12 protein-coding genes and 1 tRNA gene are annotated in these 15,251 nt (G+C 57.2%); 8 read left to right on the top strand and 5 right to left on the bottom strand.

The window, feature by feature from the left end; genetic code table 11:
- Window positions 1-48: 48 nt before the first annotated feature.
- The 4 genes from CCALI_RS15080 to CCALI_RS07030 all read left to right on the top strand — a co-directional run bounded on the left by CCALI_RS15080 (window position 49) and on the right by CCALI_RS07030 (window position 3,648).
- A complete protein-coding gene (locus tag CCALI_RS15080; RefSeq protein WP_016482782.1) occupies window positions 49-2,001 on the top strand; it encodes a serine/threonine-protein kinase in 1,953 nt (650 codons plus the stop codon).
- Complete coding sequence (locus CCALI_RS07040; protein ID WP_016482781.1) at window positions 1,998-2,816, top strand: metallophosphoesterase; 819 nt, start codon at window positions 1,998-2,000, stop codon at window positions 2,814-2,816. The genes CCALI_RS15080 and CCALI_RS07040 overlap by 4 nt, the downstream gene beginning before the upstream one ends.
- A gap of 14 nt (window positions 2,817-2,830) precedes the next feature.
- Window positions 2,831-3,496 carry a class I SAM-dependent methyltransferase gene (locus CCALI_RS07035; RefSeq protein WP_016482780.1) on the top strand — a complete coding sequence of 222 codons (666 nt, stop codon included), beginning with the start codon at window positions 2,831-2,833 and terminating at the stop codon, window positions 3,494-3,496.
- A 69-nt stretch (window positions 3,497-3,565) separates the two neighbouring features.
- Window positions 3,566-3,648: transfer RNA gene (locus tag CCALI_RS07030), tRNA-Leu, on the top strand.
- Window positions 3,649-3,684: 36 nt separating this feature from the next.
- Here the strand turns inward: CCALI_RS07030 and CCALI_RS07025 are convergent.
- From CCALI_RS07025 to ileS, 5 genes are all read right to left on the bottom strand, one after another.
- Window positions 3,685-4,356: a ThuA domain-containing protein gene (locus tag CCALI_RS07025; RefSeq protein WP_016482779.1), complete on the bottom strand. Its 672-nt coding sequence runs from the start codon at window positions 4,354-4,356 to the stop codon at window positions 3,685-3,687.
- A gap of 34 nt (window positions 4,357-4,390) precedes the next feature.
- The gene (locus tag CCALI_RS16925; protein WP_425481501.1) at window positions 4,391-4,639 is read right to left on the bottom strand and encodes a hypothetical protein; all 249 of its coding nucleotides are present in this window, start codon (window positions 4,637-4,639) and stop codon (window positions 4,391-4,393) included.
- 853 nt (window positions 4,640-5,492) lie between these two features.
- On the bottom strand, window positions 5,493-6,131 hold the full coding sequence (locus CCALI_RS07015; protein WP_016482778.1) for a hypothetical protein: 639 nt from the start codon (window positions 6,129-6,131) through the stop codon (window positions 5,493-5,495).
- A 232-nt stretch (window positions 6,132-6,363) separates the two neighbouring features.
- Window positions 6,364-7,338, bottom strand: coding sequence for a hypothetical protein (locus CCALI_RS07010; protein WP_044948970.1), 975 nt, complete (start codon window positions 7,336-7,338; stop codon window positions 6,364-6,366).
- Window positions 7,339-8,066: 728 nt separating this feature from the next.
- Window positions 8,067-11,021 (bottom strand): isoleucine--tRNA ligase, encoded by a 2,955-nt coding sequence (gene ileS / locus CCALI_RS07005; RefSeq protein WP_016482776.1) that lies wholly within the window; start codon window positions 11,019-11,021, stop codon window positions 8,067-8,069.
- 343 nt (window positions 11,022-11,364) lie between these two features.
- Between ileS and CCALI_RS07000 the strand changes: the two genes are divergently transcribed.
- Genes CCALI_RS07000 through CCALI_RS06985 form a run of 4 tightly spaced genes read left to right on the top strand, consistent with a single transcriptional unit; the run spans window position 11,365 to window position 15,231 of the window.
- A complete protein-coding gene (locus CCALI_RS07000; protein ID WP_016482775.1) occupies window positions 11,365-12,681 on the top strand; it encodes an aspartate aminotransferase family protein in 1,317 nt (438 codons plus the stop codon).
- Complete coding sequence (locus CCALI_RS06995) at window positions 12,674-13,711, top strand: autoinducer 2 ABC transporter substrate-binding protein (RefSeq protein ID WP_016482774.1); 1,038 nt, start codon at window positions 12,674-12,676, stop codon at window positions 13,709-13,711. The genes CCALI_RS07000 and CCALI_RS06995 overlap by 8 nt, the downstream gene beginning before the upstream one ends.
- A 27-nt stretch (window positions 13,712-13,738) precedes the next feature.
- Entirely contained in the window at window positions 13,739-14,653 is a 915-nt protein-coding gene (gene gnd, locus CCALI_RS06990) for a phosphogluconate dehydrogenase (NAD(+)-dependent, decarboxylating) (protein ID WP_016482773.1), read from the top strand.
- Window positions 14,654-14,664: 11 nt separating this feature from the next.
- Window positions 14,665-15,231 (top strand): hypothetical protein, encoded by a 567-nt coding sequence (locus tag CCALI_RS06985; RefSeq protein ID WP_016482772.1) that lies wholly within the window; start codon window positions 14,665-14,667, stop codon window positions 15,229-15,231.
- Window positions 15,232-15,251: the final 20 nt, after the last annotated feature.

Genomic DNA, 15,251 nt, shown 5'->3' with positions numbered 1-15,251 from the left:
CGTATAATGGCATATAGCCGAGATGTGAAAGAAGGCCAGAGGCGGAGCGTGGATACTCTAATACGCGGAAAATATAGGCTGATACGGGAGCTCGCTCGCAGTAACGACATTGTTTATGAGGCGCGCGATGAACTGCTTGACCGGCGTGTTGCCATTAAAATCCTCAACCTTCCTCCCACGCTTACGGGTGCGGTGCGGAGGGAACGTATTGAACGTTTTAACCGCGAGGCGCGCGCGGCCGGCAAGCTTTCCCACCCCAACATCGTCTCGATCTATGAGTATGGCGAGGAGAACGGCAACTACTTCATCGCCATGGAGTTTTTGGAAGGCCAGAGCCTTCGCGACATTCTCGCCGTCAAGGGGGCGCTGCCGGTTCATGAAGCGGTGGATATCGCGTGCCAAGTGCTGGATGCCCTGGCCTATGCCCACGCTCACAACGTGATCCATCGGGACATTAAGCCCGATAACATTCACATCTACAATGGCAGGGTTAAGCTGACCGATTTCGGGATCGCACGCCTGACGGAGGAGCCGGCGCTCACGCAGAACGGCCAGATTTTTGGCACGCCAAGCTATATGTCGCCGGAGCAGATAGAGGGGCGGTTCATTGACCATCGCTCCGATCTGTTCTCGCTTGGCGTTGTGCTGTACGAGATGCTCACGGGGCGCAAACCCTTCACCGGCGATAGCGTGGTAAGCATCACCTACGGCATTATGAATGCCGACCCTCCGCCCATGATGGGTGTGCCCGCCTCGGTGGAGCAGGTGGTGCGCCGCGCGTTATCCAAAAACCCCAATCTTCGACCCGCTTCCGCCGAGGAGATGCGCCAAGAGTTGCAGCGCGCGCTGCAGATGACCACCATGAACCCGGCGATGGGGGCGCAGAGAACCGGTTCTTACTACCCTGCCGCGTACCCGCCCCCGGCGTCGGCCCCAATACCTCCCGTTGCGACAGGCCCGCCTCAGGGTAGCTTGCCGCCCTCGCCCGCCAATGTCAGCTACGGTGGAGGTGGGTTGCCGTGGAGTTGGTCAAAACCAGGCCCTGGTGGAGACCCTTCGCAGATGGCTGCAGCTCCTCCGGTGGGAGCGCCCAGCGGCACGCCGTTAGGCCCACCCGCCTATACGGCCGCTGGACTTCCGGCCTACGGATACCCACCCAATTGGCCCGTCGCGAAACGACGTCCCTCTTTCGAGTTTAGCCTGCCGCCTGGACTAGTGGCCTTTCTTGGCTGGGCCTTTGTGGCCATTGCGCTGGGGGTTTTGCTGGCAGCAGGGGTTATCTTCTTTTTAAAGGCCTATTCGAACTACCAACAGCAGCAAAGTCGGCAAATTGTGCTGCGAATCCTCAATGAGGGTAGCCAAGCCTACGCCCAGAAAAACTATGCGGCCGCCCTGCAGAGCTTTCTGAAGGCGCTGCGCATCGCGACGGATGCTTCGCAAAAAGCCACTGCCAAATCCGATATCGCCTATACCTACGTGCAGTTGGCACGGCAGGCGATGGAGCACCACGATCTTCAAGCGGCGGAAGAGGACTATCAGGCGGCGTTGCAGTTTGCTCCTGGCTATGCGGTGGCGCATCAGGAGTTGAGTGAGTTGCTGCGGATGGAAGGGCGTACCCAGGAGGCGGCCCAGGAAAGCCAGCTGGCTCAACAGAACCCGTCAAGTAATACACAGCCCCCCACAACGCTTTCAACCAATACTTCCCCGCTGCCCGGTACGCTTCAAACGTCCGGCCCCTCCGCGACATCGAGCAGCACCGATTTTCTTGCCCAGCGCCGGCGAGAGGCACAGCAGGATATTCAGGAAGCCCAACAGCTGCTTTCGCAAGGAGATAGATACAGGGCGGAGAGGCAGTTGGAGGATGCGGTGGGTAAAGGAGCTGGCTTGCCGGAGGGACAAGAGGCGCAACAACTGCTGGATCAGCTCCACGGGATGAATGCTGGGGGCGATACAAACGTGAATACCTTGCCAAACTATGGGGATTTAGGAGGAGGATTTTGAGGAAGGTTTCTCCTCAGGGCCGGCGTTTCCCGCCTCGTGCCCTGCTTTCCGTGGATTGTGGGCATCGCTTTCCCTATGTGATCGAGGTTTCAGAAAATCTGCTCTTTGTGCGAGATCTCCCTTCGGATTTAGAGGGGGCTTTGGTGGCCCAAATCACCGATCTGCACGCCGGCTTTGGCAATACCGACGCGGCTTTTGAGGCCGTTTGGGACTATTTGGAGAAGGTGTGTCCGGACATGCTGTTGCTGACCGGCGACTATATAGACGACCATCTCACTGCGCGTCACTATCCTTTGGCGGATCTACTCTGTCGTTTAAAGGCACCTCTAGGAATCTATGCGGTGTTTGGTAACCATGATCATCGTGGCGGAGTGGCGGGGGTGAGGAAACATCTGGAGGCGGCGCGCATTCGGCTGCTTTGTAACGAAAGCCTTTGCACCCCCTTCGGACTTTGGCTTGTTGGAGTGGATGATCTACATGAGGGACATCCGGATGTGGCGCGTGCGTTTGCGGATGTCCCCTCCACGGTGATGCCTGTGGTGTTGTCGCACAACCCGCGGCTTATCGAGTTGATCCCCGATCGAGAAGCCGTCATTCTTTCCGGCCACACGCATGGAGGGCAGATATGCCTGCCGTTTCCCACGCCGGCGATGGTCTGCCGTTTCCATTTGGGATGTCGGCAGGTGGCAGGATGGTATGAGAACGGGCGGGCTCGGCTTTACGTGAGCCGTGGTATTGGGGTTACGGGTTACCCCATGCGCTATCGTTGCCCTGCCGAGTTGGCCTTATTCCGGCTTCAATCGGCCGAGGCGTAGGGGCGGACGGTTGGATGCGCTCTCCGAGCCTCGCTTCCCTACCTCTCGAGCTGTACGCTCTGGATATTGCGGAAACCACCTGGGAGATCATGGCGGTTCAAAACCAGGCCGTTTTAGCGGATAGGCTGGATGCGTTCGAGCAGTTTCCCTTTGGGCTGCTGCTGTGGGAGTCGGCGGTGGCTTTGGCCCAGTGGATAGTCTCGCATGCGGGGTTGATGGAGCGTAGCCGGGTGCTGGAGCTGGGCGCCGGCGCGGGACTGCCGGGGCTGGTGGCCTGTAAGGTTGGGGCGAGGGTGGTTCAGACCGATCACCTGGCCGAGGCGCTGCTTTTGGCGCAGGCCAATGCGGAGCGGAACCGCATGGGTGGGATCTCCCGTTTTCTGGCGGATTGGAGGGAATGGCGCTGCGAGGAGCGTTTTGAATGGGTTATCGGTGCGGATATTCTCTACGATCGGCATTTCCATGCGGATCTGGAGGCCATTTTTCAACGCAATCTGGCGCCCAATGGCGTGGTGGTGCTGGCCGACCCTGGGCGTGATGCGGCTTTGGAGATGATGGTCTATCTAGAACGAAGGGGCTGGCGAGTGGACTGGGAGATCCAGAAGGTGAGGGCCATTCGGCCGGAGGAAGGCGATCTTTTGCGAACGGTGGAGGTAAACGTTTGGACGGTTAGACGATAGGGTTTACGGGGCCGTTGGCTATCCGATTGACAGAGGGGCTTCGGAAACCGTATAATCTACCGTCAAGCTGCCGAAGTGGCGGAACGGTAGACGCGGCGGTCTCAAAAACCGTTGGGGGCGACCCCGTGTGGGTTCGAATCCCACCTTCGGCATAAAGAGGGGCGGAGGGCTTTTGCCCTCCGCCTTTTTCATACGGCATCTTCCGCACGAGCCGCCCAAAGCAGGCCTCGTGTCAGAATGCGAAGTGGGTCGGGCTGGCGCACCACGGCCGCTACGTGGCCTAAGGAGGAGTAGAACACGCGCCCCTGTCCGTACATTTTCGTCCATACTACCGGCATGTCCACCTCACCGTTGGTGACGTGAGGGCCGTCGGCGACGGGAAAACGGGTAACGGCAAGTACCTTATTGGCCGGGTCTACGTGCATGTAGTACTGTTCGGAACAGACCTCAAACTCTTTGGTTCCCTGCATAATGAAGTGATCGGGCTGAACTGGTCGCACGGTATAGCGAACCCCGTCGTTGCCGGGATGGGCTACCCACTGACCGCCGGTCATGAACTGCCATTCGGTGGCCTCTCGGAACGAGTCGCACATACCACCGTGGCAGCCGCCGAGGCCTACCCCGCTGCGTACGGCCTCACAGACGCCGTGCAGCTGCTCGTTGGTGATATGCCCCATCGTCCAGATGGGCACAATAAGGTCGAGCTGTTTGAGTTTTTCTACGTCGAGGAAGGAATCCAGCGTATGCGAGACCTCCGTTTGAAAGCCATGTTGGCGAAGAACGGTATCCACAATTTCGGCAACTTGTTGGGGTTCGTGGCCTTCCCAGCCACCCCATACAATCAGCGCTTTACGTGCCATAGCGTTCCTTTCTGCTGTTGAAGGACTGCTTATATTATGTCACAGAGAGCTCCTGGCTGCGGAGAGGCTCCGCTTTCCCCTGTAGGCGAGAGGAAAGCAAGGACCATTTAGCATTGAGGACGCGATGGCCTGCACGCATCGGTAGAACAGCTGCGGATGCTTCGCCATTGGGCTCTTGGCTCTGCTGCATACGCTGAGCCTTATCTCTATGATTTGGGTTAGCTCCCGCTTGTACCAGCAAACGACATAGGGGCGCATTCTGAGTTGGCACGGCTAAACTCAGTGGACGCTCTCCAAACCTGTCCTCACGGTTCGGATCGGCTCCTGCTGCTATAGCAGACGACGCAAAGGTATATCGTGACGAAGTACTCCTGGCGGAGCGGGCTATCCCTCCGCCTTCCAGCTAAATTTACATGGACCTTCGCCTTTACCGACGCCTCTGCTAATGGATAATAATTCGTAAGGCAAGCATTGAATAACGCGGGTCGTCTCTTTCAGCCGCCTGGTCTACATCCGCTCCGTACTTTAGTAACAGCTCAACAATACGCAGCTCTTTCTCGTATGCCGTGCGACGGTTCATCGAATAGTCTATCGCTGCCCTAACAAAAGCTCCACAATGACGGTGTCTGCTAGAACCCCACAACTATTGCATTCGCTTTGGCTCCATAACGCAACAAAAGCGCTACTATCTTCTCTTCACCTAACCCGCAAGCCTCCGTCAACACCGGCATCTCCATCTCTGGACGGTACAAAGGATGACCATACTACTTTCTTCGGCTCTGCGGAACAGAGCTTGGGATGGAATAGCGCAGGTTGGGGGTAGGCTCCATGGTGCAGAGCCCAGAAGACGAGGTTGGGTTTATTCTCTTTGACCCCTTGCACCAGAGCGGCATTGGCCTTTAGCAGGGAGTAGTTAGCTATCAGGCTGCCAATGAGGACGACAGCGAGGAGGTCAGCACCCAACAAGCAGCAGAAGACCCCACTCTTGGTAGGGCGAAAGGCTTCCTGGCATCGGCTATCTCCTTGCTTCTCGGCAGTGGTTCAGTGGCACCTGCGGCTCGATCTTTTACCCTGTAGGTCACTGTCCGCTGCTCCCGTCATTCTCCTCCCTTCCTCTAGAGAACCTATCGGCACCTTTAAGGATGCCTAACCGGAATCTCCACAGGCTCCTCCTCTATCTCCTTCGTGGAAACCTCTCCGCCAACGTAGATAACCGGCTGCCTCAACGCATCTGAGGATATCAGTTTTTCGGTCGAGTCGTACCCGTTCGCGTACACGTTCGGAAAAATGACAAAGGTTATGGCATACTTCCTTGGCTGATGGACCGGATAAAGGGAAAAAACATAGTCCAACAACTTAGAACCATCATACTGTGCCCCATTCCAACGCACATTGGCCTTTGCATAGTAGCGCTGATAGAACGCATAGGCCTGTTGGCACGAAAGGCGGATAGACACTACATATTCCACGCTGATATCCCCTTCATACAGGCCTTTGGAGAAATAGAGCCCCATAATGCGCGAACCGGGAGGCAAAACGAGGGGTGGTTTCAGGCGACGGCTTCCTAGCTGAGAGATAACGAGGGGCTGGCCTGGTGCGGGGTTTGTTGGCACAACACGTAACAACCATGGCGATGTAGAAGGGGGAAGAGAGGAAGGAGAAGAGTTAGGTCTAAATAGAGTGAAGGGAGGATGACAAGCGCCAAGAAGGAGGAGCAGGGCGGTTGGCATCCCTCCTTTCAGAAAACATCGAAACGCATGATATTGTGCAAACATTGGCATATCTCCTCGCTGACTTTGCAACACTACTGGAAGGCATGGGGCTCCGCGAACTACAACCCCTTCCCATCCAGCAGCCTTCGTGCAGAGCGGTAGGGGCTCGAACTTTCCCGATTGTCGCCTGTTCATGACCGTCTACTATCACCCTGCGTTGTCTCCTACCTCCTAAGGCTCCTATTAAGGATCGTTTTGGTGGCTTCTGCCCCTTACAGGCTCACTGAGTCCGCTCTTAGGAGGTCTGGTGTTGCTCCTCTAACGTCTCCGAAGGGTTTGTCACACTCCTCAGCAGATTTTCTGCAGGTGTGGGGTGCGAAACCGGGCGTAACAGATGCTCTGAGGTCAACGTACCTGCTCGCAAAAGCGTCTGTGAATTGGTCAGCTCCCTGATAACATCCAAACATTGTTGAGCCTCTTGGGCTACCTCCGCATGATATCCCAGAGCGGTCTTGCCCTGCACCAACGCTTCCATCACCGGCGCATCGCTGGGAACTACAAGGGGCCGATATGACCGCAGGAAAGCATAGAGGAACTCTGGATCTGTTTCACTGCGGAGCAGCTTGTGAAGTAAGCGTCGCGTTTTTTCGTCAATTTTGCGGACATCGTCGGAAGAATAGGTGGCAAGCACTCTGAGCACCAATGCTTTGTACACGGCCAGCCGTGTTTCAGGATGGTGGTATGACCCCGGTAAATCAATAGAGGACTTTCGCGACCTCTTCATACGGAATATCTCTTTGACGAGCGAGGACAAATGAAAGACGTCACGTTGATACCCGTAGGAGCGAAGAGGATAAGCTGTGAATTCCCACAAGAGCACCAAGGATGCCCATAAAAGAAACAAATAGAGACCGACGAAACTGCCTATAACGCTTAAATTGAAGTTGTGGGTGTAGAGCGTAACTAACCACATGATTCCCATGAGAATTAGAACAGCAAAACTGGCAATCAGCAGATAGAACTTAGGGTTGCCATGATTTCGGTCTTGAGGGATAGGGCGATCGCGTTTTAGATGGTTGAGGAGGTGGCTCTTTAGCTGCTGCGCCTCCTCCGACTGCGCTGGCAACGAGAACCAACCTTTTGTGGTAAGAATAAGCAGGGTTGGTTCGTTTTTGCTTCCTATGGTGCGCTCCACCACATCCAGAACCTCATCCCATGATAGCCTCACTTTGGAGAATGGGCGCTCAATGCACAGTCCACCCTGCCACACACTGATCTCCCCACGNNCCATGAGTTGATAAAGTAGCCTGCTAGCCAGAGTATACATGTTACAGTTATAGAAACTACTGTACAAAATATTAAGACAAAGTGGAGATACCAGACACCAAAATTATGCAGAGATAGAGATTGCAAGCTAACCCGGGTCAGAAAACGATAGAACTCCCAAACAACGAAAAGAACGAACAACGGAAATAAACCCAGAGAGAAACCCAGAGCATGCCGCCCAGGGCTGCCCTTTCTGTTTAGCCACTTTATCCAAAATAGTTTTTTTCCTAGCTGAGGGGCCTTTGTGGAACCTCTTGGTTTAATGGCCTGGAGCCTCGTAATCAGTTGTTGCCATAGTTTCATCCGTCCAACCTCCTAGCCAATAGACGAGGAGTAGGAGAAGGCGGGCTTAACCTTCTGCGAGCTCCTCAGCACCGCACACGACTTCAATTCGCTCTCCCTGTTCGTAAGAGCCTCGGAATGGCTACAAGCACGGCGGCTATAGAAAGGTTATAAAAAAAGAGCCACAAATGGACGGCTCACTTATAAGCACAAGTATAACATGCAAAGTGCATTGTTCGCAACAGGGGAGTGAGCAATGAAAAAACTTTTTGTGGTGCTTCGAGGGATTGAGATAGAGGACGGTGGCTGTTAGCGGGTGCTAGTGCACAGCAGGGGCACTAGCACCCAGAGATACGAGAGAGCGCTGCCAAGGGTAGGCATAAAATGGCGCTACGACGTCCTCTCGTTAGGAGAAACGGACGTGATGGCCTGCACGCATCGGTGGCACAGCTGCGGATGCTCCGGGTGCGTACCTACTTCCGGTAACACGAGCCAGCAGCGGGCGCATTTTTGCCCCGGCGCTGGTTCCACCTCCACTTCTAAACACTCGCTCGGCTCCTTATCGTCCATCGCCTCGAGCCCCACCTGCGATACAATGAAGAGGGAGGGCAGAGCAGCCTTTCTCTCCGCTAGGATCGGGTAGTAGGTGGCACCGGCACGTAGTTTGACAAGGGTCTCCAGCGGATTGGTGATCTTTCCACTCTGTTTTGCTGCCTCTAGCCCGGCCAACACGGTGTCGCGCACCTCCAAGAGCCGTGTATAGGTTGCCAGCAGGGCCTCGTCTACAGAACCAGCCTCCGGAAAGTCGGCCAGGTGAATGCTTTCGGGCTTGTTTTCCATGCGTAGATGGTCCCACACCTCCTCCATGGTGTGAGGTAGGATGGGCGCCAAGACCATCGCGAGGGTCGAAGCAAGCTGATGCAGAGCTGTTTGCGCCGAGCGACGTGCTGGCCAGGTTTTGCCGGAAGCGTAGAGCCTATCCTTGAGCACGTCGAGGTAGAAGGCGGAAAGATCTACGGTACAGAAATGGATAACCGTTTGATACACGCGATGAAAGGCGTACTGTTCATAGGCGCTGTGGCAGGCGGTCACCACCTGTGCCAGACGTGAGAGCGCCCAGCGGTCTAGCTCTTCCATCTGATCCAGGGGGATGGCGTCGGCTGTGGGATCGAAATCGTAAAGGTTGTTTACCAAGAAGCGGAAGGTGTTGCGAACGCGGCGATACATTTCGCTGACTTGAGCTAAGAGATGCTCACCGCAGCGGGTGTCCTCCATGAAGTCCTGGGAAACCACCCACCAGCGCACCACGTCGGCGCCATAGCGTTGCACGACCTCCATGGGGTCAACCACGTTGCCCTTGCTTTTGTGCATCGCCTCGCCGTTCTCATCCAGGGTCCAGCCGTTGGTGACAACGGCGCGGTAGGGCGCCTGACCTTTTGTGGCCACGGCGATCATGAGAGAGGAGTTGAACCATCCTCGATGCTGGTCTCCACCTTCAAGGTAAAGCTCGGCGGGCCAATGCAGTTCCGGCCATTCATCGGATTCCAGAACGGCGCGGTGCGTGCAGCCCGAATCGAACCAAACGTCGAGCACGTCGGTCTCTTTCCGCAGTTGCTCTACGCCAGCTCCGCATTGGGGACAAGCGAAGTTTGAAGGCAGTATCTCGGCGGGGGTACGCTGGTACCAAGCGTCGGAGGTCTCACGACGCACGAGGTCGGCAACCGCACGAATGCTCTCTTTGGTGAGGATGGTTTCCCCACAAGCCTGGCAGTAGAAGGCGGGAATGCCTACTCCCCAGCTGCGTTGGCGTGACAAGCACCAGTCGGGGCGATTGGCCACCATGCTGGTAATACGGTTGATGCTCTCTTTGGGGTACCAGACCACCTTTTGAATGGCTTCGAGAGCTTTTTGACGGAAGCCGTTATGGTCTATGTTCATAAACCATTGAATCGTTGCACGAAAGATAAGAGGGCTATGGCATCGCCAGCAGTGCGGGTAGGAGTGTTCGTATTTTCCAGCGCTCATGAGGTGGCCGGCGTGCCGCAGCGCCTCGATAACCGCAAGGTTTGCGGGTGCTTCCGCCTCGCCCGGCTCCGGCACCACGCGTAGGCCGGCGAAGGAGCGGCCGGCATACTCTCCGGCCTCGTGAGTGTAGCGCCCAGACGGGTCTACGGGGTTTAGCACCTCGAGGCCGTACTGCTTCCCCGTTTCAAAGTCCTCCTTACCATGTCCGGGAGCGGTATGAACGATGCCGGTGCCGGCATCCATGGTGACGTAGTTGGCGAGCACCACAGGAGAGGGTCTGTCGAACAGAGGGTGGGTTGCCACAAGCCCCACCAGTTCAGAGCCACGAAGCGTTTTAACGAGGGTGAACTCGGCAGCATGGAGGAGCCCCATGGTGGTTTCCAAAAGAGGCTGCGCGACGAGGTAAAAGGCGCGTTCCGCTCCCATCTCGGCGGAGACCACGGCATACTCCGCATCGGGGTGCACGGCGAGCGCGAGGTTGGCGGGAATGGTCCAGGGGGTTGTTGTCCAGATTAAAATGTAGGCGGGATGATCGTTTTGGGTGGGGAACACGCCATTTGGGTCTTCACGAACGGGAAAGCGCACATAGATGCTGTGGGAGACGTGCGGCTCGTACTCCACCTCTGCATCGGCGAGGGCGGTTTCGCAGACGGCGCACCAGAGCACCGGCTTAAGTCCGCGGTAGATATACCCCTGTTCGACGAGCTCTCCAAACACCTCCACGAGCTTGGCCTCGAATTTAGCCTCCATAGTGAGGTAGGGGTGATCCCAGTCGCCTCGGACGCCGAGGCGTTTAAACTGCTCTCGTTGGACGTTAATCCAGTGTTGAGCATATTCACGGCAGGCGCGTCGGAGGGCGAGGCGGTCGGTTTCGGGGCGTTCGGCACCGTTCGTCTGGGCCTCCTCACGAAAGCGTCGTGCCACGGCGTTTTCGATGGGCATGCCGTGGTTATCCCAACCGGGGACGTAGGGGGCGCGATAGCCGTCCATGGAGCGGAAGCGTGTGGTGATGTCTTTGGCGATCTTGTTGAGCGCGTGGCCGAGATGGATATTCCCGTTGGAGTAGGGAGGCCCGTCGTGCAGCACGAAGGTCCCTTTTGGTGCCGGCTTCTGCAGGCTTTTGGCGTAGATGCGTTGTTCGGCCCAGCGGCGCTGGAACTCCGGCTCTCTCGTGGGCAGGTTGCCTCGTTGAGGGAAGGCCCCTGGGTCGCGGTCGCTAAGAGTTATATTCAGTGTTTTTCGGTAGTCGTGTTGGTTTTGGGCATCGGAATGGGCTGGCATCTCTATTTTCTCCAAGGTTAGGCAAATTTGGGAGGGCATAAAAAAGGCGCCGCCTTATTGCGAAGGGGCGCAACGAGGCGACGCCGGAGAGCGGGCAGGCTTTCAAGGAACCGGCGTCGCCTGCTTAATCTCGATGATGAGCGCGTGCGAGACCACTATAGGTTGCTCGCTGCTCGCGAGAGAAGAGCGAATAAGAAAACGCATAGAATGGCACCTGGAACTTCGGAGCTGAAACAACTCCGAAGCGTCACTTTATTATACCCTTTACTACGCAGAGAAACGCCCCCTTTGCGCCAAGCGAATGGACTTCGTTATCCGGGAACGGTTACCCAAGAGGGAAGAATCGTGCTATACTTAGCCATATCGCAAGGAGTAGAAGCCGATGTCCTCTTCAACAACCGAAACGACCTCACCGCAGGGTTTTTCCTTAGAAGGGGAAGCCTACGTAGAAGCCATCATCGAGCGTTATCGGCAGTACGTCAATCCTGGTTTGGCCCGGCTGATGCAGTTTGGGGGCTTTGGGGACGTGGAGGTCTCTGCCGAAGGGTGTGTGCTCACAACGGCCACGGGGGCGCAGTATTTGGACTTTCTCGGCGGTTACGGCGTGTTTTCTGTGGGGCACCGTCACCCGAAAGTTGTGGAGGCGGTTCATCGTCAGTTGGATCGGCTGCCCCTGTCGGCCCGCACCTTTTTCTGTGAAGCGCAGGCGTTGCTAGCGGAACGCCTTGCCCAGCTAACGCCGGGCGCGTTGCAGTTCACTTTTTTCTCCAACAGTGGCACCGAGGCGGTGGAGGCCGCATTGAAGATGGCACGGGTGGCCACGGGCCGCACGCAGTTTGTAAGCACGGAAGGCTCTTATCATGGTAAGAGCATGGGGAGCCTGTCGGTAACGGGCAGGGAGAAGTATCGCAAGCCCTTCGAACCTCTCGTGCCTGGGGTAACCTTTGTGCCCTACAACGACGTCGAGGCGCTTGCGGAGGCGGTCTCTTCGCAGACGGCGGCGGTGATTTTGGAGGCGATTCAGGGCGAGGGAGGCATTATTCCTGCCAAGCCGGGCTATTTAACGGCGGCTCGCGAGATCTGCGACCGGCACGGCGCGCTGCTGATAGTGGATGAGGTGCAGACCGGTTTAGGGCGGACGGGCGCTCTCTTCGGGGTTGACCATGAGGGCGTTTGCCCAGATATTATGACCTTGGCCAAAGCCCTTGGAGGGGGGGTAATGCCCATAGGGGCCACAATCGCCACTGCGCCGATTTGGGAGCGGATTTTCGGTGAGAATCCGCTGCTGCATACCTCCACGTTTGGCGGCAATCCCCTTGCATGTGCGGCGGGATTGGCGACTTTGGAGGTGATTCAGGAGGAGAAGTTGGTGCAGAGGGCGGCCGAGCGCGGAGAGCAGCTTTTGGCCGGGCTACGTGCCGTTCAGCAAGAGGCCGGTGGGGCGATTGTGGAGGTGCGTGGCCGCGGGCTGATGATAGGGGTGGAGTTCGCTGTGAAGGATGTTGCGGAACTCACCATTAACGGCATGGCGAGGCGCGGGGTGATCGCGGCCTACACGCTCAATAACCCGAAGGTGATACGACTTGAGCCTCCGCTGATCGTGACGGCCGATCAGGTAGATACCGCCCTTCGTGCGTTTCGCGAGGCCGCATTAGAGGCGATTTCACTGCTAGAAGGATTGGAGGAGAGCGTTGAGTAGAGGGAGGATACAGGCTGCAGGGCGCTGTGCGTTGGGTCTACTTTTGCTTGGCCTGGCGCTAGCCGGCTGTTCCAAAGAGACCCCAACGAGCGGCGGAACCTCTTCGATGGTGCAAGGGGGAAAGCCCAAGATCGTTTTTGTGTTTAAGGTGGGAGGCATCTCTTATAGTGACGCTTGTAAGGCGGGAGCCGAGCAGGCAAATAACGACCCGCAGATAGATGCCACCGTGGAGTACGAGGCTCCCGACCAAGCCTCGGCAGGCAAACAGGCCGAGATTATTGACCAGGCACGGGTAGGGGGCGCCAACGCGATCGTGGTATCGCCGGACGATGCTCAGGCCGTTGTGCCTGCTTTGGACAAGGCGGCGGACGCCGGTATTCAGACGTTCACTTGGGATTCGGATGCCCCAGCCAGCAAACGGAAGTTCTATGTGGCCGCGGTAGACGACGTGCAGATCGGCGTTGAGATTGCAGATGCGCTGGCCAAGGCGATCGGTGGGAAGGGCAAGGTGCTGATCTTCAGCGGCCAACGTACGGCGCAGAACTTGAACAAGCACGTGGAGGGGATGCTGGAGGGGTTTAAGAAATACCCAGGTATTACGGTGGCTCAACCGATCTACTACAACGACGATGACAAGACCAAGGCGGTGGCTTTGGCGGTGCAGGCGCTGCAGGCCAACCCAGATGCGGTTGGGATCGCTTGCGCAAACTCGGTGAGCCCCCCTGCTGCCGGTGAGGCCTTAAGGAAGCTGGGACGTGTAGGTAAAGTAAAGGTGTGGGGACTGGCTTTGCCTAGCGAAACGCGAACCTATTTGAAAGACGGCTCCGTGACCGGGCTTTACTTGTGGGACCCAACGAAGCTGACCTACTACACGGCCTATCTCGTTCGCCAGGCACTGAAGGGCGACATGCCGAAAGACGGCGAGAAGCTGCCTGGCCTTGCGCAGCCGATCAGGGTGAACGGGCCCATCGTCACATTGCCGTTGCGCATTACCATTACCAAAGACAACGTGGATCAGTTCCACTTTTAGAAAGGCGTGTGGAGGAAGTAAGCGACTATGGAGATGGGAATCGTCGGTTTGGGGAAGATGGGCGGCAATATGGCCGAAAGGCTTATCCGCCGGGGACACCGCATTGTGGGCAGCGACCCCAACGAGGCCGCTCGGCAGCGCTTAAGTGCCCTGCAAGGAGTGGCGGTTAGCAACGTGAAAGATCTGATAGACCGGTTGGAGCAGACGCCAAAGGTGGTGTGGAGCATGGTACCTGCGGGCGAGATAACCGACAACGTTATAACAGAGGCGGCACAGCACCTTCGCCCAGGCGACATTGTGATAGACGGAGGCAACTCACGCTATACCGATTCGCAGCGCCACTACGCGTTCCTCAAGGAAAAGGGCATTCGCTTCCTTGATGCGGGCACTTCCGGTGGCATTTGGGGGCTCCAGGAGGGGTACTGCCTGATGGTGGGAGGCGACCCAGACACCTTTCAGGCGGTTGAACCTCTTTTGCGCGACCTAGCGCCGGAGGGCGGGCTGCTACACACGGGCCCTGCCGGTTCGGGCCACTATGTGAAGATGGTGCACAACGGCATTGAGTACGCTCTAATGCAGGCGTATGCAGAGGGTTTCGAGATACTGAAAGCTTCGCCCTACCCCAATCTCGATCTCGAAGCCATCTGTAATCTTTGGCAGCATGGCAGTGTGGTACGATCGTGGCTGCTGGAGCTGGCCGCCCGGGCCTTTCATCAGGACCCCAATTTAGAGAAGATCGAAGGCTACGTCGAGGATTCGGGAGAAGGGCGCTGGACGGTGATGGAGTCGATAGAGCACGCGGTGCCGGCACCGGTTATCGCCCTCTCGCTGTACATGCGATTTCGCTCGCGTCAGCCCGATAGTTTTAGCGCCAAGGTGCTGGCGGCCTTGCGGAATCAGTTCGGAGGACACCCGGTGCACCTGGCAGACAAGCACGATTAGGAGGCTTACCGATGGCACGAATCGCGCATTTAGGCTGGGCTTGCGGCGGGGCCCTACTAACTCTTGCCGCTCTTCATGGGCATAGCGCCCCACCAGAGCCGAAAACGCTGGTGGCCGAGCAGTTCCGTCTGGTGGATGCGAAAGGCAACACGCGTGCCGTTTTGAGCTGCGCACCAGACGGCAGTCCGAGCCTGCTGTTCGAGGACGCTCAGGGACATGAACGGGCTCAGGTGGGCATGAAGGGTGGGAGCTCCGTCGTCAATCTCGATGATGGAGATGGGAAAACGCGTGTACAGCTGCTCGTGGAGGAGGACGGTTCGTTGGGTCTTGCCCTGCACGATTCCCAGGGGCATGCCCGTGTAACGCTCAGTTTGGCACCGGACGGCAGTCCCACGTTGGCGTTACGAGATAAGACCGGTGTGCCTCGAGCCTCTCTCGAAATCTTTAAGGGGAAGCCTTATTTCAACCTTTCCGACGATCAGTCGCGTGCGGCTGCGGCCATGCTGATTGGGGTAACGAATGAGCCGACCATTCTGCTGCGCGACAAGGATGGCAAGCCGCTTTGGGGGGCGCCCTAACGCTTTCATAGACACACGGA

The organism is Chthonomonas calidirosea T49, assembly GCF_000427095.1.
Lineage (GTDB): Bacteria > Armatimonadota > Chthonomonadetes > Chthonomonadales > Chthonomonadaceae > Chthonomonas > Chthonomonas calidirosea.
The sequence above is the reverse complement of the archived record's forward strand: the minus strand, read 5'-3'. Positions and strand labels throughout refer to the sequence as shown.